Genomic DNA, 19,973 nt, shown 5'->3' on the forward strand with positions numbered 1-19,973 from the left:
TTGAGGGAAGTGTTTTTACGATAGGAGGAATTACCAATGAATAAAAAAACAATTATTCGCACGCTCGAAAAAATTGCTTTATATATGGAATTACAGGGAGAAAATCCATTCAAGGTATCGGCCTTTCGAAAAGCTGCAGCAGCACTTGAGGGGGACGAGCGTTCATTAAGCGAAATGGATGATGTAACAAAACTCAAAGGTATTGGCAAGGGTACTGCGGCTGTTATAGAGGACTTAATGGCAACAGGTGAATCGAGCTTGTTAAAGGAGTTAGAAGAAATTGTACCTAAAGGGTTACTGCCATTGTTAAAATTGCCTGGCTTGGGAGGAAAAAAAATTGCGAAACTTCACCAAGCGTTAGGCATTGACTCAGCAGAAAGCTTGAAGGCAGCTTGTGAAGCAGGGAAAGTACGTGAATTAGCAGGATTTGCAGTAAAAACTGAGGAAAAAATTTTAAAGGAACTAGCCAATTTAGCAAATCGTTCAGAACGTCTACCAATTTGGCAGCTAGAGCCTGTGGTTTTACAAATTGAGGCGCTTCTAGGTAGTATGAAGGAAGTAGAACGTTTTTCAGTGGCTGGCAGCTTCCGTCGAGCGCTAGAAACAAGTAAAGATATTGATTTTATTGTCGTGACAGAAGAAGTTGAGCAAGTACGCGAAAAGTTGTTAAAGGGCTTGGCCATTCAAGAAGTAGTGGCAGCAGGAGATACTAAAATTTCAGTGATTTTAGAATTAGAAGAGCCAGTTAGCGTTGATTTCCGATTAGTGAAGGACAATGAATATGCAACTGCCCTGCATCATTTTACAGGTTCCAAAGATCATAATGTCCGTATGCGACAACTTGCCAAAGCACGTGGTGAAAAAATAAGTGAATATGGTGTGGAACAGGAAGATGGTACTGTTTTGACGTTCCAAGATGAGGCAGCATTTTTCGCTCACTTTGATCTACCTTGGATTCCACCAAGCTTACGGACAGGAACAGTGGAATTTGATAAAACAAACACGATTCAAAACTTAGTTCGACTAGAAGATATTAAGGCTGATTTGCATATGCATACGACATGGTCGGATGGTGCATACTCTGTTGCAGAAATGGGCGAGGCGTTACTAGCACGAGGCTACCAGTATAGTGTTATTACAGACCATTCACAATTCTTAAAAGTTGCAAATGGTTTAACGCCAGAGCGTTTAGAAAAGCAGCGTGTAGAAATTGAAGCGTTTAATGCGGCACATCCAGAATTTCATTTGTTTAAAGGGACAGAGATGGATATTTTACCAGACGGCTCCCTTGATTTCGAAGATCAGGTGCTAAAAGAGCTAGATTTTGTTATTGCTTCAATTCATTCTAGCTTTACACAATCACAGGATAAAATTATGGCACGTTTACTAACAGCTATGCAAAATCCCTATGTCCATATGATTGCCCATCCAACTGGTCGAATTATTGAAGACCGTGATGGCTATAATCCAGATATGAAACAGTTAATTGCCTGGGCGAAGGAATATGGTAAAATTTTAGAGTTAAATGCAAATCCGTATCGTCTCGATTTATGTGTAGAACATTTAGAAATGGCTTTTGCTGCAGGTGTGCCAGTAGCTATCAACACAGATGCTCATGATATTGCACATTTACGTTTTATGGATATTGGGGTTCGCTATGCAAATAGAGCATGGTTACCGAAAGATATGATTGTGAATACATGGACGCGTGAACAGTTTGAAGCGTTCATACGACGAAATAAATAGGTTGAGGAGGTGTTCTCAGTGATTGCAGAACGCGCATTGAAAACACTAGAATACGATAAAGTTAGGCAACAAGTGGCTTCCTATTGCACTTCTTCCATTGGTAAATCTGCCATTGAGGAGCTTGTGCCACAAACAGATTTTGATAAAGTAGTACAATTATTAGAGGAAATGGATGAGGGATTATCCATTTTGCGTGTTAAGGGCAATGTGCCAATGGGAGGGATTTTTGATGTCCGCCCATCTGCCAGACGTGCTCAAATAGGAGGCATGCTAGCAGCAGTAGAACTAATGGAAATTTCGAGCACGATTCGAGCGAGCAGAATTCTACGCAATTTTATTGAAGATATAGAGGCTGATGAAGTAATTGAAATTCCCCATTTCATCTCCAAAAAGGAAGCGATACCTGTCTTAACAGGATTGCAACATGAAATCAATAACTGTATTGATGATAATGGAGCTGTCTTAGATTCTGCTAGTCAAACATTGCGCTCTATTCGCCAATCTTTACGTGCTGAAGAGGGGAAAGTCCGTTCTAAGCTGGAAAGTCTAATTCGTGGAAGTAATGCTGCGAAAATGCTTTCTGATGCACTTGTGACAATTCGTAATGACCGCTTTGTCATTCCTGTAAAGCAAGAATATCGTCACCATTATGGTGGGATTGTCCATGATCAATCTTCTTCTGGTCAAACCTTATTTATCGAGCCAGATTCTGTCGTCCAAGCGAATAATGAAATTCATCGCTTGAAAATGAAAGAGCAGGCGGAGATTGAGCGTATTTTATTAGCTTTAAGTGCAATGGTGCAAGAAGTAGCATCAGATTTATTTAACTTAGTGAAGGTTTTAGGCGATATCGATGTCATTTTAGCAAAGGGCAAATATGGACAAGCGAATAAATGTACAATGCCTAAAATGAATCAGGATGGCTATATCCGACTAGTACGTGCACGTCATCCACTGCTACCAATGGATTCAGCTATTCCGAATGATATTGAATTTGGCAAAGAGATAACAGCCATTGTCATTACAGGTCCTAACACAGGTGGTAAAACCGTGACATTAAAAACGGTTGGCCTGTGTACATTAATGGCGCAAGCTGGATTACCAGTGCCAGCATTAGATGGCTCAGAGCTTGCAGTATTTGAGCAATTGTTTGCTGATATTGGTGATGAGCAATCAATTGAGCAGTCACTTTCTACGTTCTCATCTCATATGGTCAATATTGTAGACATCCTACAAAAATTTGATCATGAATCACTTGTTCTTTTTGATGAGTTGGGCGCAGGTACTGATCCACAGGAAGGGGCAGCCTTAGCTATCTCAATCTTAGATGAAGTACATGGACGAGGTGCTCGTGTAATGGCGACAACTCACTATCCTGAACTTAAAGCATATGGCTATAATCGTCCAGGTGTTGCTAATGCCAGTGTCGAGTTTGATATTGAAACTTTGAGCCCAACCTACCGTCTACTTATCGGAGTACCTGGGCGCTCTAATGCATTCGAAATCTCCAGTCGTCTTGGTTTACCTGAATCCATTATTGATCGTGCTAAAGGCTTTACTGGGACAGACCGACATGAGGTTGAATCCATGATAGCCTCATTGGAAGAAACACGTCGCCAATCCGAAGATGATGCAGAACGTTCGCATACATTACTGTTAGAATCGGAGACATTACGTCAAGAGCTTCAAGATAAAGTGCAAGCCTACGAGGAGCGGAAAGAGGCGCTTGATAAGAAAGCGAAGGAAAAAGCACGTAAAATTGTTGATGAAGCGAAACGAGAAGCGGAAGCGATTATTGCAGAGCTTCGAGAAATGCGTAAAAATGCTAATCAAGTTGTCAAGGAGCATGAATTGATTGAAGCACGTAAACGCTTGGAAGAAGCAACACCACTTGAAGACAATAAAGTGCTGAAAAAAGCGGCACAAGTCAAAGCTCGCGCACAAAACTTAGTTGTCGGAGACGAGGTAAAGGTGTTAAGCTATGGTCAACGGGGTACTTTGTTAGAAAAGGTGTCGAATACAGAATGGGTTGTCCAAATGGGGATTTTAAAAATGAAAATCTCGGATAGTGATTTGGAGTATATTAAACCTGAAAAAGAGCCTATATTACGAACAGCTGGTGTGAAAAATCGAAATAGTCATGTGAAATTAGAATTAGATTTACGTGGTGAACGCTATGAGGATGCAATATTAAGAACAGAGAAATATATTGATGATGCGTTACTCTCTAATTATGGTCGTGTGTCCATTATTCATGGCGTTGGTACAGGGGCGTTACGTCAAGGTATTCAAAGCTATTTGAAAAAGCATAAGCGCGTAAAATCCTTCCGTTTTGGTGAAGCCGGTGAAGGGGGCTTAGGCGTCACAGTTGTTGAATTGAAATAAGCTATAAAGGGGACGGAGAAAAATGCTGAATTCTGGCTTTTGGCGATATCCAATTATCGAAACGGCAGGATATTTTAGTGTTGTAGTATTATGTTTAGTCGTCTCGATGGCATTGTTCGAAGTCGTTACGAAATATAAAAATTGGGAAGAAATTAAAAAAGGTAATGTCGCTGTGGCTCTTGCAACAGGTGGGAAAATACTCGGGATTTGTAATATCTTTCGCTTTTCCATTGCTCGTCATAGCACATTAAGTGAAATGATCGGCTGGGGCCTTTTTGGCTTTACATTATTGATTGTAGCCTATTTTTTATTTGAATTTATGACACCTCGTTTTAACGTTGATCAAGAGATTGCCAATGATAATCGCTCAGTTGGTTTCATTTCCTTTACCATTTCAGTCGGTCTTTCGTTTGTAATTGGGGCAAGTATTGCATAGGAGTGTCATGACATGGAAAAATTAGCAAAAGTACTAATCGTTGTCTGTATTGCATTTTTGGCAGTAGGTGTCTATTATATGTTAACGGTTTAAACAAAAAACGTATTCTCTTTGTGAGGATGCGTTTTTTTGTTTACTTAAACTGCGTGAATTTCTACTAAAACCTATTAATTTTCTCCCATATCACTCTACTGAAGGGTAGAAAAAATATTTTTATAATATAGAAATAAGCTAACATTTTTGTATGGAAGTTACTTAAGAATGAATGAGTATTCATAAGGTCTGCTCAAACAAATCCCGATAAATACCAATCATATTAATGTTGTGAATTGCATAATAATTAATCGAAAATGCATTTATTTTCTATTTTCTGTTTGAAACTGTATTTCTTTTTCATTATAATAAATATAAGAATTGACAAAGTTTGGGACAAAGGGGAGAGGACGTATGACAGCAAAACCATGGCTAGCAAATTATCCTGAAGAAGTACCATCGTCTTTAACGTTTGAGGAAATTCCAGTGCAAGAGTTTTTGACACGTGCTTATAAAAAGAATCCATCCAAAGTAGCGATTCATTTTATGGGAAAGGATTTGACGTACACCGAGCTATATGAGTCAGCTTTAAGGTTCGCAAACTATTTACAAACACTAGGTGTGGAAAAAGGAGATCGAGTAGCGATTATGCTGCCTAACACGCCACAAAGTGTAATCGCTTACTATGGTGCCATGTATGCAGGTGCTGTTGTAGTACAAACAAATCCACTTTATACTGAACGAGAGCTTCAATACCAAATGGCTGATTCAGGAGCAAAGGTTATTCTCGTAATGGATATTTTATATCCAAGAGTCATGAAAATTATGAAAGAGACGTCACTTGAAAATGTCATTGTAACGGCTATTAAGGACTATTTACCATTCCCGAAAAATTTAGTCTATCCATTTATTCAAAAGAAGCAGTATGGCTTTAGTGTCAAGGTTGAACATAGCGGTCAAAATCACCTATTTTCAGAAATAATGCGTTCTGCACCGATTAAGGTGATTGACAATATTCCATTTGATTTTGAAGAGGACCTAGCATTGCTTCAATATACGGGTGGAACAACAGGCTTCCCAAAAGGGGTTATGTTGACCCATAAAAATTTGATTGCCAATACGACAATGTGTGATGCATGGATGTATAGATGTGTGCATGGTGAAGAAACCATTATGGGCATTCTGCCATTCTTCCACGTCTATGGTATGACAACTGTTATGCTTTTATCTGTATTCACTCAAAATAGAATGGTGCTTTTACCGAAGTTTGATGCAGAAACGGCATTAAAAACGATTGATAAACAAAAACCAACACTGTTCCCAGGTGCACCAACCTTATACATCGGCCTTTTAAATCACCCAGACATTGCGAATTATGATTTATCATCCATTAAGGCATGCCTCAGTGGTTCTGCTTCATTGCCGATTGAAGTGCAAGAGAAGTTTGAAGCCGTTACTGGCGGGAAGCTAGTAGAAGGGTATGGGTTAACTGAAACCTCACCTGTAACACATGCTACGCCAATTTGGGGTAAGCGGGTGATTGGCTCGATTGGTTTACCTTGGCCAAATACAGAAGCGGTTATTTTACGTACAGGGGATACGGAAGTGCTACCAATTGGTGAGGTGGGTGAAATCGCTGTTAAAGGACCACAAGTGATGAAAGGCTACTGGAACCGTCCAGAGGATACAGCAGCGACATTTGCCGACGGTTGGTTTTTAACAGGTGATCTTGGTTATATGGATGAGCAAGGCTTCTTCTATGTAGTAGATCGTAAAAAGGATTTAATCATAGCAGGCGGCTTTAATATTTATCCTCGTGAAGTGGAAGAAGTGTTGTATGAACGTGAAGAGATTCAAGAGTGCGTAGTGGCAGGCATACCTGATCCGTATCGTGGTGAAACAGTAAAAGCTTATATTGTTTTAAAAGAAGGATATTCGATTACTGAGGACGAATTAAATAAATATTGCCGTCAGCATCTAGCGGCTTTTAAAGTTCCGCGTTATTATGAATTTAGAGAAGAGCTGCCAAAAACAGCTGTAGGGAAAATTTTGCGTCGTACTTTAGTTGAAGAAGAAAAAACAAAATTAGCGAATAAAGAAGCGAAATAAATACGTGTGAAAGTATTGACAAGCAATGCCGTAAAATATAATATGAAAATATGAATGAATGACCATTCATATTTTCATATTTTTTTAGGTTCACACGTCATATCAATCATATAGACGTGCGCATGTTTTTTAGGTGGTGATATATAAGTGAAACGAGATAAGCCAAAATATAAACAAATTATTGATGCAGCTGTCATCGTTATTGCGGAAAATGGGTATCACCAAGCGCAAGTATCGAAAATCGCCAAACAGGCAGGGGTGGCCGATGGAACAATCTATTTATATTTTAAAAATAAAGAAGATATATTAATTTCTGTCTTTAATGAAAAAATGGCTGTTTTTGTAGAGTCATTACAAGATATAATAGAAAATGGGAGTACGTCTAAAGACAAACTTTCACGAATGATTGAAAATCATTTTAATGTTCTAGCGACAGATCGATACCTAGCAACTGTCACACAATTAGAGCTTCGCCAGTCAAACAAAGACTTACGATTAAAAATTAATTCGGTATTGCGTGAGTATTTACAGCTACTCGATCAAATTTTAATCGAGGGTATGCTTACAGGTGAGTTCAATCAGACGATGGATGTACGCTTGGCACGACAAATGGTTTTTGGCACAATTGATGAAACTATTACGTCGTGGGTTATGAATGACTATCGATATGATTTGATGGGACAGGTTCCAAAGGTTCAGGCATTAATCCTGAACGGCATTAAAGCTTAAAAGGATGTGGAGAAATGGAATTTCTAAGTTGGAAAGTAGAAGATGGAGTAGCGATTATTACAATTGCACGTCCACCAGCAAATGCATTATCTCGCGGTATTATTGCAGAAGTTAACGCTGTGCTAGATGCTGTAGAACACGATGATGCTGTAAGAGTCCTTGTACTTCATGGTGAAGGCCGTTTCTTCTCTGCAGGGGCAGATATTAAAGAATTTATTGGGGTAGAATCTGGAGAGGAATTTACAAAGCTAGCTAGCAACGGGCAGCAGGTTTTTGAGCGTGTTGAATCATTTTCTAAGCCTGTAATTGCAGCCATCCATGGTGCGGCATTAGGCGGAGGGCTTGAGTTAGCAATGAGCTGTCATATGCGATTTGTCACTGAATCTGCGAAACTAGGTTTACCTGAATTACAATTAGGCCTTATTCCTGGTTTTGGCGGTACACAGCGCTTACCACGCTATGTTGGTGTAGCAAAGGCTGCTGAAATGATGTTTACAAGTGAACCGATCTCTGGTACTGAAGCTGTTCAGTGGGGCTTAGCGAATCGTTCATTCTCAGACGAAACACTGCTAGAAGAAACCTTAAAAATTGCTAAGAGCATTGCTAAGAAAAGTCCAATCGCTTTAAAAGCGGCTATTCAAACATTGCAATATGCAAAGCATGCATCATTCTATGAAGGCATTGAAGCAGAGGCGAAATCCTTTGGGACAGTATTTGTTACAGAAGATGCCAAAGAGGGAATTCAAGCATTCATTGAAAAGCGTGAGCCTGTGTTTACTGGCAAATAATTTTCCAAATGTCGATAGCAACGTTAAGTATGTTATCGGCGTTATCGAAACTGAAAATATATAATATTTATAAGTTTGCTTAGAATTATAAAACGTTCCAGGAGGTATGGATATATGAACATTTTTGCATTAATTAAACGTACGTTTGATACAGAAGAAAAAATCGTTGTGTCGGGTGGCAAAATCCAAGAGGACGGCGCAGAATTCATTATCAACCCTTACGATGAATATGCCATTGAAGAGGCAATCCAAGTTCGCGATGCTGCTGGTGGTAAAGTAACAGTAGTGACAATTGGTGGCGAGGATGCAGAGAAGCAATTACGTACAGCACTTGCTATGGGTGCTGACGAAGCAGTGCTTATTAATACAGAAGATGATTTAGATGAGCTAGACCAAAATGCAGCAGCTTATCTATTAGCTGAATACTTAAAAGATAAAGATGCAGATTTAATTTTAACAGGAAATGTTGCGATTGATGGTGGTTCAGGGCAAGTTGGTCCACGTGTTGCTGATTTATTGGATATGAATTATGTAACAACGATTACGAAACTTGAAATTGACGGAACATCTGCGAAAATTGTTCGCGATATCGAAGGAGATTCAGAGGTAATTGAAACTTCTTTACCGTTATTAGTAACAGCTCAGCAAGGTTTAAATGAGCCACGTTACCCATCTCTACCAGGTATTATGAAAGCGAAAAAGAAACCGCTTGCAGAGCTTGAGTTAGATGATTTAGATATCGATGAAGATGATGTAGAAGTGAAGATCGAAACAGTAGACATCTTCTTACCAGCTCAAAAAGCAGCAGGCCGTATTTTAGAAGGTGACCTTTCTGCACAAGCAAAAGAACTGGTAAATCTACTTCACACAGAAGCAAAAGTAGTTTAATTATTTGATGTCAATCGAATCTTAAAGGGTAACGGAGGGAATATGCTATGTCAAAAAAAGTATTAGTATTAAGTGAAGTTCGTGAAGGAAGCTTACGTAATGTTTCTTTCGAAGCAATTGCAGCTGCAAAACAAATCGCTGATGGTGGCGAAGTTGTTGGGGTACTTTTAGGGGATGCTGTAGCAAGTTTAACAGGTCCATTATTTGAATATGGTGCTGATCGTGTAGTAACAGTGGAACACCCACATTTAAAACAATATACATCTGATGGTTATAGTCAAGCACTATTAGCTGTTATCGAGCAAGAACAACCAGCTGGTATTGTCTTCGGTCATACAGCAAATGGGAAAGATTTATCGCCAAAAATTGCAAGCAAATTGCAAGCAGGTCTAGTATCTGATGTCACTGCTATTGAAGGTGCAGGCGATGATGTAGTATTCATCCGACCAATTTACTCTGGTAAAGCTTTTGAAAAAGTGAAAGTGAAAGAAGGCGTTGTTTTAGCTTCTATTCGTCCAAATAACATTACACCTTTAGAAAAAGCAGAAGGTAAAACAGGTGATGTGTCTGCAATTACTGCAGAGATTACAAACCTTCGTACAATTATTAAAGAAGTTGTTCGTAAATCTTCAGAAGGTGTAGATCTTTCAGAGGCGAAAGTAGTTGTTGCTGGTGGTCGTGGCGTGAAGTCAGAAGAAGGCTTCGAGCCATTAAAAGAGCTAGCAGATTTACTAGGCGGTGCAGTTGGCGCATCACGTGGTGCATGTGACGCTGAATACTGTGATTATTCGCTTCAAATCGGACAAACAGGTAAGGTCGTAACACCAGATCTTTATATTGCAGCTGGTATTTCGGGCGCAATTCAACATTTAGCTGGAATGTCCAATTCAAAAGTCATTGTTGCCATTAATAAAGATCCAGAAGCAAATATTTTCAAAGTAGCGGATTACGGTATCGTTGGAGATTTATTTGAAGTCATTCCGCTTCTAATTGAAGAATTTAAAGCATTAAAAGTGAACGCGTAAAGCAGATGCAGGAAGGGATAACTCTTCCTGCTTTTTTATATGGTTTTCTTTACAAGCAGCACTATTTGAAAATTATTGCAAAATAAAATATTGACATAATTAACGTTAGACATTATAGTGATGGATACAATAATGATTTGAAACGCAAAGATTAGGAGTAGTAAAAGTTCATTATTCGGTAAAGAGAGCTGCGGGTTGGTGCAACGCAGACCAATAAGACTTTGAACTTGCCTAGGAGTGGTAACACAAATAGAATTATCAGATTATTCTATTTGTTTGACGGTTAACCTTCGTTACAAGGTTTTTAAGCTGGGTTCTCAAGAACCAATTAGAGTGGTACCGCGGTTTGCTTATAGCATATCGTCTCTTCTTTCATTTGATGATGAAGGAAGAGACGATATGCTTTTTTGATTTTTAGGAGGTAAGAAAGTGGAAAACAACAAGCAACAATTAACAAGAACAATGACCTCGCGTCATATCACGATGATGGCGTTAGGTGGTGCCATTGGTGCGGGATTATTTAAAGGAAGTAGTGCAGCCATTGATATGGCAGGGCCATCTGTGTTGATTGCCTATTTAATAGGTGGCATTATTTTATTATTTGTCATGCAAGGCTTAGCAGAAATGGCCGTTCGTAATAAAGAAGCAAGAACCTTTAGAGATTTAGTGCAATCAGTGTTAGGCAAATACCCTGCGTATTTCCTGGATTGGATCTACTGGAAAATGTGGGTTTTAAATATTGCAGCAGAGTCTGTCGTTGCTGCTATTTTTATTCAATATTGGTTACCAGAATATCCAATTTGGATACTCGCACTATCTGTTTCAGTGTTAGTAACAGCCATTAATTTATTATCCGTAAAAATCTTTGCAGAAACAGAATATTGGCTAGCATTAATCAAAATTACCGTTATTATTGTCTTTATCATTGCAGGACTTATTTTATTGCTTGTTACGTTTGGAAACCATAGTGCTGTTGGTTTTGCTAACTTAACGGAGCATGGTGGTTTTTTCCCTAATGGATCAAAGGGATTAATTGCTGCTATGCTTGTAGTTATCTACTCTTATGGTGGTACAGAAATCATCGGGATTACATTAGCTGAAACGAAAAATCCTGAAAAAGTAGTACCGAAAGCTGTTCGCAGTACATTAGTACGTATTGTTACTTTTTATTTACTACCTTTCTTTATTATCGTAAGCTTGATTCCTTGGAATGAAGTAAATGGGGTTCCTGAAAGCCCATTTGTCATGGTTTTTAAAATGGTTGGTATTCCAGGGGCAGACCATATTATGAACGCTGTTGTTTTACTGGCCATTATTTCATCGATGAATTCAGGACTTTATGGTTCATCACGTGTACTATATACACAGGCTGTAGACGGACGTGTGCCTAAAGTCTTTGCTCATTTATCGAAACGAAAAGTACCGGTATATTCCATTTTAATGTGTACATTAGCGATGTATTTAGGCGTCATTTTATCTTTATATGCTGGAAGCAAAACCTTTGATTTCTTAATGGGATCACTTGGTTATACTGTGCTATTTATTTGGTTAATTATTGCGATTGCTCATTTAAAATCACGTAAAAAACAAGCAGAGAATACAAGTGCCTATGAAGTAAAATGGTTCCCTTATACCACTTGGATAGCCATACTGGCGTTAAGTGCGATTCTCATTGGCATTATTTTTACCACATCTATTATCGTGACAAGTATTACGTTATCTATCTATCTTTTTATTACGTTAACCTATGTATTGAAAGGTCGTTATCAAGTCAATTAATGGCTGTCATTTAATTTTTCAACACAGTTTTGCATAAAAAATACATTGTAGGCAGATTGTTCGCTCAAGTGAATTTATCCATGCTATACTACAATCATAGTAAGTTTAAGGAGGATTTCAAATGGCAATTGTACATGCAACAGATGCTACGTTCCAGGACGATATTAAAGAAGGGTTAGTACTAGTAGACTTTTGGGCTGCTTGGTGCGGACCATGTAAAATGATTGGGCCAGTTCTTGAAGAAATGGACGCTGCAGGTAGTGCGGCTAAAATTGTAAAAGTTGACGTTGACAATAACCAAGGTACTGCAGCTCAGTATCAAATTATGTCAATCCCGTCTTTACTATTATTTAAAGATGGAGAATTAGTTGACAAAACTGTAGGCTTCCAACCGAAAGAAGCTTTAGAAGCATTTATCGCAAAACATGCGTAATGAATGAAGTTCACAAAGCCGAGCCATCAATAGATGTGTTCGGCTTTTTTTCGTTATATAATAAAGAAAAATAACTAATAGGATTCATTGAGGGGAATTTTTACTTAGGGGGGCAGGTAGGTAATGAACGATTTAATAAAGCGAAAACTGGATATTTTACCGGATCAGCCTGGCTGCTATTTGATGAAGGATCGACAAGGGACAATCATTTATGTCGGTAAAGCAAAAGTTCTGAAAAACCGTGTACGCTCCTATTTTACTGGAACACATGAAGGGAAAACTCAAAGACTTGTAGGTGAAATAGAAGATTTTGAGTATATCGTGACATCATCTAATATTGAAGCACTTATTTTAGAGCTGAATCTCATCAAGTTACATGATCCAAAATATAATGTCATGTTAACGGATGATAAGACCTATCCATATTTAAAAATTACGAATGAAAAACATCCTCGTCTGATTACGACACGGAAGGTAAAAAAGGATAAGGCTAAATATTTTGGTCCTTATCCGAATGCCTATGCAGCGAGCGAAACGAAAAAACTATTGGATCGACTGTATCCGTTGCGCAAATGTGTACAATTACCCTCCAAGGTTTGCTTGTACTATCACATGGGTCAATGCCTAGCACCTTGTGTTAAGGAAATTGATGGTCAGGTTTATCAAGAGATGATTGAGGATATGACGAAGTTTCTCAATGGTGGTGTGGAGGCAGTCAAAAAAGAGCTTGAAGTTAAAATGCTTGCAGCCGCTGAAAACCTAGAATTTGAACGAGCGAAGGAATTTCGAGATCAAATTGCGCATATTGATACGGTCATGCAGAAACAAAAAATAGTATCAAGTGATACAACAAATCGCGATGTATTTGGCTATGCCGTTGAAAAAGGGTGGATGTGTGTTCAGGTTTTCTTTGTGCGCCAAGGTAAACTGATTGAGCGTGATGTCTCGATTTTCCCGATCTATCAGGATGCAGAGGAAGAATTTTTAACATTTGTTGGGCGCTTTTATGAAAAGCCAGAGCATATTAAGCCAAAAGAAATTTTTATTCCACAAGCCATTGATGCAGCCATCTTAACGGAATTATTAGAGATCAAAGTTCTCACACCAAAAAGAGGTCAAAAGAAGGAACTGGTTGAATTAGCAACCAAAAATGCCGAAATTGCTGTGGCAGCTAAATTCCAGCTGATAGAACGTCAGGAAGAACGTACGATTGGTGCTTGTGAGGCACTTGGTGAAGCAATGGGTATTAGTGCACCTTTACGAATTGAGGCTTTTGATAATAGTCATATGCATGGAACAGATGCAGTATCTGCCATGGTTGTTTTCATTGATGGAAAGCCTGCGAAAAAGGAATACCGAAAATATAAAACGCGTACAGCAGCCAAGCATGATGATTACGGTGCAATGCAGGAGGTTATACGTCGTCGTTATATACGTGTTTTAAAGGAAGGTCTACCATTACCAGATTTAGTGTTAATTGATGGTGGAAAGGGGCAAATGGAAGTAGCCCGTGAAGTACTAGAAGATGAGCTTGGTCTTGTCATACCGATTGCTGGTTTAGCCAAGGATGACAAGCATAATACATCTCAGCTATTGTTTGGCGATCCGCCAGAGGTGATTGCCTTAAAACGTACAAGTGATGGCTTTTATTTATTACAACGAATTCAAGACGAAGTCCACCGCTTTGCTATTACCTTCTTGCGTCAACAGCATGAGAAGCATGCCATTCAATCTGTATTAGATCATATTGAAGGGGTAGGACCAAAACGTAAGCAACAGTTGCTTAAATATTTCGGATCAGTCAAAAAAATTCGAGAGGCGAGCGAGCTAGCTTTACAGAAGGCAGGGATGCCCGCTAATTTAGCAAGCCAAATTTTTAGCTATTTTCAGCAAGAATCATTGTCAAAGGAATAGGCATGTGCTATGGTTGTAAATAACATTGTTTTCAATGTTATGGAGAGCTAACTGGCGTGACTAGCTTATTTACGCTAAGGCTTAATGAATTGAATACATTCACTTTAAGGTGATGATAGAGGTGCAAGATTCAAGAGTAACACAATGGAGGATGGACAAGTCCAGAGATATTGTGTGAAAGGGGAGCTTGCCGAAGTCCAGCGTTGTTGTTTCCATTGCTGTACTGGTTTTGCATTTAAGAAATGTAAGACTGTCGATTCTAAACGTTTCGGAGAGCTATCACACATGGGCAAGTTACGATTATTGTACATGTTATAGGCAGCTTTCACGTTTTGTGGAGGCTGCCTTTTAGTTTTTCTAGAAACTGTTTTGTCTCCTGTAATTAGGTGAAATACATGGACTGGAAGGGAGAACGAAAGAAATGGCTAAAATCGTGATGAAGTTTGGAGGAGCTGCATTAGCTTCTACTGAACAAATCCAACAGGCAGCTCGGAAAGCGATTGCTGAAAAGGACAGAGGATTTGATGTAGTGGTAGTTGTTGCAGCAATGGGACATACTGCCAAAGAAATGAAAATGATGGTACATCAACTAACTGACGATGTGTCAAAACGAGAATTAGATGCAGTTTTGTCTACAGGCTCTCAATTATCTAGTGCTTTATTTGCCATTGCCTTACAGGAAGCAGGCTATGAGGCTGTGTCTCTGACTGGATGGCAGGCAGGTATTCATACGGATGGTATGTATCAGCATGCGCGTATCGACTATATTGATGTTAGTCGAATCGAAGAACACTTTGCACAGGGGCAAATTGTAGTCATTGCTGGGGAACAAGGGGTTGACGAAGATCACAATATCACCATGTTTGGGAAAGGTGGAGCTGAAACGGCAGCTGTAGCGCTTGCCATCGCATTGGAAGCGGAGCGAGCTGATATGTATACAAATGTGGACGGTGTTTATACAGCAGATCCATGTTATGTGACACATGCCCAAAAGCTACAGGAAATTTCCTATGATGAAATGTTAGAATTATCTCATTTAGGATCTCATGTCATACATCCACGTGCGGTGGAGTTAGCAAAGAAATTTCAAATGCCTGTTATCATACGCTCAAGTTTAGTAGAGTCAGTAGGCACTTTATTGAAGGAGGAAGTGGAAATGGAAAAAAACTTAGTTGTTCGTGGCGTGGCCTTTGAATCAGATATTATTCGTTTAACAGTAGGGTATGATGCTTTCTCTAATGCTTCATTAGCAGATATATTTACTATTCTTGCTGAGAACCGCATTAATGTAGATATTATTGTTCAAGCCATTATTGATGGGCTGAAACCAACTGTTTCGTTTTCCATTTTAAAAGAGGAATTTGCAGAAGCATTACGTGTTCTAGAAGATAGTAAATTATCACTCGGATTTAGTTTTGCAGACTTCGAAATAGGGTTAGCGAAAGTTTCCATTATTGGTTCAGGCATGGCCTCTAATCCAGGTGTTGCTGCTCGTATGTTTGATCGGTTGCGTCGTGAAAATATCCCTGTGAAAATGGTGAGTACTTCTGAAATAAAAGTTTCTGTTGTTGTACCACAGGATGATATGATCCAAGCAGCTAATGCACTGCATGATGAGTTTAATTTAGAGCAAGCACTTTACATATAATAATAGAAGAAACAGCATTTTATGTAATTGTCCGAAATTAAAGGAAGAAAAAAGAAGGATTGTCATCCCGTTAGGGGGAGACAATCCTTTTTATTACTCTGAGGGAATGGTATTCATAATACGTTCTTTGACGTCCCATTTGACTGTAAACATGACGTATTGTTGCTTTTCTCGCTTTTCATTATAGCATTCTGTAAGATAGCCTTTCGCTAGTTGAATTTGCTCTGCTATAAATCCTGCTTCAAGTTTAAAGCTACGTTGTTTAATTTGCAGAATTTCAGGGTCGTTTGTCAACTGGAAAATGCGTCCATCCTTTGATTCCTTCATAAGCTCTAATGTACCCCAGCAGGCATCTGCGAAAAATGCGATAAGTTCATCTTGACTTTTACATGGGAACTTGCGAGCAAGCTCTTTACCTGCCCAATAAAGGACATCATCTTCATGTTTACCAAGTATAGAAGATAGAATATGATCACGAATGATCTCATAGCCAAATGATGAGATTGTAGGAGATGGAGTGTTTAACATTGTTATCCTTCTTTCTTAGAATTTTCTTAAAATTTAACGGTAATAAAGTAATGATAGATTTTTCGAGAAAAAACGACGCATCATGTACTAGATTAGTTCTTTAATAAGCTCTATGAAAAACTCCGAGTTGCCTTGACGCTCGTAGCTCTTGAGAGTACAATAAACATGTCATAATATTGTACCATGATGAAATACACAGTCAATGAAGTATCATTTACAAAATGATGACTTCTTTTGTTGTGCTATTTTAAGTACTAAGGGGGGTAACAGTCTTGTCGAAAGATCGAGAGTTTTTATGGCGTCGCTTACATTCTCTACTTGGGATCATTCCAGTAGGTCTGTTTTTAACGATGCACCTGTTCATTAACTTTACAGCAACAGGCGGGGCAGAAAGTTACAACGATGCTACCGCAGTAATGGAAAAGATTCCATTCCTTATCCTAGTTGAATGGATTGTCATCTATATTCCATTAATGTTCCACGCATTCTATGGTGTCTACATTGCATTCACTGCTACACCAAACACAGGACGTTTCAGCACGTACCGTAACTGGATGTTCTCTTTACAACGTTTTACTGGTGTATTCTTAGTGATATTCATCGCATGGCATATTTTCCAAACTCGTATTCAAAAAGCACTTGGCACACACGTTGATTACGACATGATGGCGAATATCGTTGCTAATCCATTCATGCTTGGATTCTACATTGTTGGTATTTTATCAGCAACTTTCCACTTATCTAACGGTTTATGGGCATTCCTAGTAAGCTGGGGTATTACACAATCTCCTCAGTCTCAAAAGATTGCTACTTACGTAACAAACATTATTTTCGTAATTCTAAGTGTAGTTGGTGTGGCAGCTATTTTAGCTTTCGTATAATTCAATAGAAGCTACGATAGAGCACATGCAATCATTGCAATTTTTTAAGAGGAGTGAGAAATAATCATGGCGAAAAGCAAAATAATTGTTGTCGGCGGTGGTCTTGCCGGTCTGATGGCAACGATTAAAGCAGCTGAAGTTGGTACTGAAGTTGATTTATTCTCATTAGTTCCTGTAAAACGCTCACACTCTGTTTGTGCGCAAGGCGGAATTAATGGTGCGGTAAATACAAAAGGTGAAGGGGATTCTCCATGGATTCACTTTGATGATACAGTATATGGTGGGGACTTCTTAGCGAACCAACCACCAGTAAAAGGTATGTGTGACGCAGCACCTGGCATTATCCACTTAATGGACCGTATGGGTGTTATGTTCAACCGTACACCAGAAGGACTTTTAGATTTCCGTCGTTTTGGTGGTACTTTAATGCACCGTACAGCTTTCTCTGGTGCAACAACTGGTCAACAATTACTATATGCGCTAGATGAGCAAGTTCGTTCTCATGAAGTAGCTGGTTTAGTAAATAAATATGAACACTGGGAATTCCTTGGTGTTATTATCGATGAAGACGGCGTTTGCCGTGGTATCGTAGCGCAAGATATGCGTACAGAAGAAATTAAATCATTCCGTGCAGACGCTGTTATTATGGCGACTGGTGGCCCTGGTATTATCTTCGGTAAAACAACAAACTCTGTTATTAACACAGGTTCTGCTGCTTCTATCGTTTATCAACAAGGTGCTTCATATGCGAATGGTGAATTCATTCAAATTCACCCAACAGCGATTCCTGGAGATGACAAAAACCGTCTAATGTCAGAATCAGCTCGTGGTGAAGGTGGTCGTATTTGGACTTATAAAGACGGTAAACCTTGGTACTTCTTAGAAGAGAAATACCCAGCTTATGGTAACTTAGTACCACGTGATATTGCAACACGTGAAATTTTCGACGTTTGTGTAAACCAAAAACTTGGTATCAATGGCGAAAACATGGTATACCTAGATCTTTCACATAAAGATCCACATGAATTAGACGTTAAACTTGGTGGTATCATCGAAATCTACGAAAAATTCGTAGGGGATGACCCACGTAAATTACCAATGAAAATTTTCCCAGCAGTTCACTATTCAATGGGTGGATTATGGGTTGACTACAATCAAATGACTGAAATTCCTGGTCTATTTGCAGCAGGTGAATGTGATTACTCTCAACATGGTGCAAACCGTCTTGGTGCAAACTCATTATTATCTGCTATTTACGGTGGTATGGTTGCAGGACCAAACGCAGTAGATTATGTAAAACATCTTAAAAAGCATGCTGAAGATCTTCCACAAGAGATTTATGATGCTCGTGTAACAGAGGAACAAGCGAAATGGGATGCTATCATGAAAATGGAAGGCACAGAAAACGCTTACTTACTGCATAAAGAGCTTGGTGAAATGATGACTGCTACAATGACTGTAGTACGTTACAATGATCAGCTTGAAGATACATTGAAAAAACTTGATGAGCTTACTGAGCGCTGGAACAACATCAACATCAATGATACGCAAAAATGGAGCAATCAAGGCGCGCACTTTACACGTCAGCTAAAAAATATGTTAGTGCTTGCAAAAGTAATGACAAAAGGTGCACTATTACGTAATGAATCTCGTGGTGCACACTATAAACCTGATTTCCCTAACCGTGATGACGAGCAATTCTTGAAAACAACAATGGCGAAGTTTGACCCAACTACTGGTAATCCAATCATCACGTACCAAGAAGTCGACGTTTCTTTAATCCCACCACGTAAACGCGACTACTCTGCGAAAGGAGACTAAAAGTTATGCAAATCTCAGCTAATACTGGAAGAATGGTTAAAGTAGAAGTCTTACGTCAAGATACACAGGGCGGCGATAGCTACTGGCAAAAATTCCAAGTGCCTTACCGTCATGGTATGAACGTAATTTCTATTTTAATGGAAATTCAAAAAAATCCTGTTACTGAAAATGGTGAAAACACATCGCCAGTATCATGGGATATGAACTGTTTAGAAGAAGTTTGTGGTGCATGTTCAATGGTGATCAATGGCCGTCCACGTCAATCATGTTCAACACTTGTTGACCAATTGACTGAACCAATTAAATTGGAGCCAATGAAGACATTCCCTGTTATTCGTGACCTACAAGTTGACCGTGAACGTATGTTCAACGCGCTTAAAAAAGTTAAAGCATGGGTACCAATCGATGGTACGTATGATTTAGGTGAAGGTCCACGTATGCCAGAAGGTAAACGTCAATGGGCTTATGAATTATCTAAATGTATGACTTGTGGTGTATGTATGGAAGCATGTCCGAACGTATCTGAAAAAGCTTCATTCATCGGACCAGCTCCATTATCACAAGTACGTCTTTTCAACACTCACCCAACTGGTGCAATGATTAAAGACGAACGTTTAAATGCGATTATGGGCGATGGTGGCCTTGCGAACTGTGGTAACTCTCAAAACTGTGTTGCCGCATGTCCAAAAGGGATTCCTTTAACAACATCAATCGCTTCATTAAACCGTGCTACTTCAGTGCAAATGTTCCGTAACTTCTTCGGTTCTGACCACTACGTAGACTAATATACGGACAAGCTGAACTCCCTTACACTTTGTGTGAGGGAGTTT

Annotated in this window: 16 protein-coding genes, 1 riboswitch and 1 other annotated feature; of the genes, 15 read left to right on the plus strand and 1 reads right to left on the minus strand. The window is 39.1% G+C overall.

What is annotated here, in order from left to right:
- Window positions 1–36 precede the first annotated feature (36 nt).
- The 12 genes from polX to ACEVFT_RS07410 all read left to right on the plus strand — a co-directional run bounded on the left by polX (window position 37) and on the right by ACEVFT_RS07410 (window position 15,913).
- A complete protein-coding gene (gene polX / locus ACEVFT_RS07355) occupies window positions 37–1,746 on the plus strand; it encodes a DNA polymerase/3'-5' exonuclease PolX (protein WP_393949067.1) in 1,710 nt (569 codons plus the stop codon).
- 18 nt (window positions 1,747–1,764) lie between these two features.
- On the plus strand, window positions 1,765–4,131 hold the full coding sequence (locus tag ACEVFT_RS07360) for an endonuclease MutS2 (RefSeq protein WP_393949069.1): 2,367 nt from the start codon (window positions 1,765–1,767) through the stop codon (window positions 4,129–4,131).
- Window positions 4,132–4,153: 22 nt separating this feature from the next.
- Window positions 4,154–4,567 (plus strand): DUF350 domain-containing protein, encoded by a 414-nt coding sequence (locus ACEVFT_RS07365; RefSeq protein ID WP_008179180.1) that lies wholly within the window; start codon window positions 4,154–4,156, stop codon window positions 4,565–4,567.
- A 447-nt stretch (window positions 4,568–5,014) separates the two neighbouring features.
- On the plus strand, window positions 5,015–6,709 hold the full coding sequence (locus ACEVFT_RS07370) for an AMP-binding protein (protein WP_205444858.1): 1,695 nt from the start codon (window positions 5,015–5,017) through the stop codon (window positions 6,707–6,709).
- Between the two features lie 147 nt (window positions 6,710–6,856).
- Complete coding sequence (locus ACEVFT_RS07375) at window positions 6,857–7,438, plus strand: fatty acid metabolism transcriptional regulator FadR (RefSeq protein ID WP_342441165.1); 582 nt, start codon at window positions 6,857–6,859, stop codon at window positions 7,436–7,438.
- A 14-nt stretch (window positions 7,439–7,452) separates the two neighbouring features.
- Window positions 7,453–8,226: an enoyl-CoA hydratase gene (locus tag ACEVFT_RS07380; protein ID WP_205444856.1), complete on the plus strand. Its 774-nt coding sequence runs from the start codon at window positions 7,453–7,455 to the stop codon at window positions 8,224–8,226.
- 114 nt (window positions 8,227–8,340) lie between these two features.
- Window positions 8,341–9,114 (plus strand): electron transfer flavoprotein subunit beta/FixA family protein, encoded by a 774-nt coding sequence (locus ACEVFT_RS07385; RefSeq protein WP_131521384.1) that lies wholly within the window; start codon window positions 8,341–8,343, stop codon window positions 9,112–9,114.
- Window positions 9,115–9,161: 47 nt separating this feature from the next.
- On the plus strand, window positions 9,162–10,139 hold the full coding sequence (locus ACEVFT_RS07390; RefSeq protein ID WP_342441163.1) for an electron transfer flavoprotein subunit alpha/FixB family protein: 978 nt from the start codon (window positions 9,162–9,164) through the stop codon (window positions 10,137–10,139).
- Between the two features lie 138 nt (window positions 10,140–10,277).
- Window positions 10,278–10,510: a binding site (T-box leader), on the plus strand.
- Window positions 10,511–10,601: 91 nt separating this feature from the next.
- The gene (locus tag ACEVFT_RS07395; RefSeq protein WP_393949075.1) at window positions 10,602–11,918 is read left to right on the plus strand and encodes an amino acid permease; all 1,317 of its coding nucleotides are present in this window, start codon (window positions 10,602–10,604) and stop codon (window positions 11,916–11,918) included.
- A 121-nt stretch (window positions 11,919–12,039) separates the two neighbouring features.
- Window positions 12,040–12,351, plus strand: coding sequence for a thioredoxin (gene trxA / locus ACEVFT_RS07400; protein WP_004226420.1), 312 nt, complete (start codon window positions 12,040–12,042; stop codon window positions 12,349–12,351).
- Between the two features lie 123 nt (window positions 12,352–12,474).
- Complete coding sequence (gene uvrC / locus ACEVFT_RS07405; RefSeq protein ID WP_393949072.1) at window positions 12,475–14,265, plus strand: excinuclease ABC subunit UvrC; 1,791 nt, start codon at window positions 12,475–12,477, stop codon at window positions 14,263–14,265.
- A 108-nt stretch (window positions 14,266–14,373) separates the two neighbouring features.
- A riboswitch (Lysine riboswitch) is annotated at window positions 14,374–14,552 on the plus strand.
- A 134-nt stretch (window positions 14,553–14,686) separates the two neighbouring features.
- Window positions 14,687–15,913, plus strand: coding sequence for an aspartate kinase (locus ACEVFT_RS07410; RefSeq protein WP_393949073.1), 1,227 nt, complete (start codon window positions 14,687–14,689; stop codon window positions 15,911–15,913).
- Window positions 15,914–16,006: 93 nt separating this feature from the next.
- Here ACEVFT_RS07410 and ACEVFT_RS07415 read toward each other — a convergent pair whose 3' ends face one another.
- Window positions 16,007–16,441 carry a YslB family protein gene (locus tag ACEVFT_RS07415; protein ID WP_205444847.1) on the minus strand — a complete coding sequence of 145 codons (435 nt, stop codon included), beginning with the start codon at window positions 16,439–16,441 and terminating at the stop codon, window positions 16,007–16,009.
- Window positions 16,442–16,713: 272 nt separating this feature from the next.
- Here ACEVFT_RS07415 and ACEVFT_RS07420 point away from each other — a divergent pair, with 272 nt between their 5' ends.
- From ACEVFT_RS07420 to sdhB, 3 genes are all read left to right on the plus strand, one after another.
- Window positions 16,714–17,322 (plus strand): succinate dehydrogenase cytochrome b558 subunit, encoded by a 609-nt coding sequence (locus ACEVFT_RS07420; protein WP_141904737.1) that lies wholly within the window; start codon window positions 16,714–16,716, stop codon window positions 17,320–17,322.
- A gap of 66 nt (window positions 17,323–17,388) precedes the next feature.
- Complete coding sequence (gene sdhA, locus ACEVFT_RS07425; RefSeq protein ID WP_205444846.1) at window positions 17,389–19,143, plus strand: succinate dehydrogenase flavoprotein subunit; 1,755 nt, start codon at window positions 17,389–17,391, stop codon at window positions 19,141–19,143.
- A gap of 5 nt (window positions 19,144–19,148) precedes the next feature.
- On the plus strand, window positions 19,149–19,928 hold the full coding sequence (sdhB, locus tag ACEVFT_RS07430; protein ID WP_205444844.1) for a succinate dehydrogenase iron-sulfur subunit: 780 nt from the start codon (window positions 19,149–19,151) through the stop codon (window positions 19,926–19,928).
- Window positions 19,929–19,973: the final 45 nt, after the last annotated feature.

It is taken from the genome of Lysinibacillus sp. PWR01 (assembly GCF_043359455.1).
Classification (GTDB): domain Bacteria; phylum Bacillota; class Bacilli; order Bacillales_A; family Planococcaceae; genus Lysinibacillus; species Lysinibacillus fusiformis_F.

Coding starts and splice junctions, on each gene's coding strand:
- polX (WP_393949067.1), top strand. CDS start 37: ATGAATAAAAAAACAATTATTCGCACGCTCGAAAAAATTGCTTTATAT.
- ACEVFT_RS07365 (WP_008179180.1), top strand. CDS start 4,154: ATGCTGAATTCTGGCTTTTGGCGATATCCAATTATCGAAACGGCAGGA.
- ACEVFT_RS07370 (WP_205444858.1), top strand. CDS start 5,015: ATGACAGCAAAACCATGGCTAGCAAATTATCCTGAAGAAGTACCATCG.
- ACEVFT_RS07380 (WP_205444856.1), top strand. CDS start 7,453: ATGGAATTTCTAAGTTGGAAAGTAGAAGATGGAGTAGCGATTATTACA.
- ACEVFT_RS07385 (WP_131521384.1), top strand. CDS start 8,341: ATGAACATTTTTGCATTAATTAAACGTACGTTTGATACAGAAGAAAAA.
- ACEVFT_RS07390 (WP_342441163.1), top strand. CDS start 9,162: ATGTCAAAAAAAGTATTAGTATTAAGTGAAGTTCGTGAAGGAAGCTTA.
- ACEVFT_RS07395 (WP_393949075.1), top strand. CDS start 10,602: ATGACCTCGCGTCATATCACGATGATGGCGTTAGGTGGTGCCATTGGT.
- trxA (WP_004226420.1), top strand. CDS start 12,040: ATGGCAATTGTACATGCAACAGATGCTACGTTCCAGGACGATATTAAA.
- uvrC (WP_393949072.1), top strand. CDS start 12,475: ATGAACGATTTAATAAAGCGAAAACTGGATATTTTACCGGATCAGCCT.
- ACEVFT_RS07410 (WP_393949073.1), top strand. CDS start 14,687: ATGGCTAAAATCGTGATGAAGTTTGGAGGAGCTGCATTAGCTTCTACT.
- ACEVFT_RS07415 (WP_205444847.1), bottom strand. CDS start 16,441: ATGTTAAACACTCCATCTCCTACAATCTCATCATTTGGCTATGAGATC.
- sdhA (WP_205444846.1), top strand. CDS start 17,389: ATGGCGAAAAGCAAAATAATTGTTGTCGGCGGTGGTCTTGCCGGTCTG.
- sdhB (WP_205444844.1), top strand. CDS start 19,149: ATGCAAATCTCAGCTAATACTGGAAGAATGGTTAAAGTAGAAGTCTTA.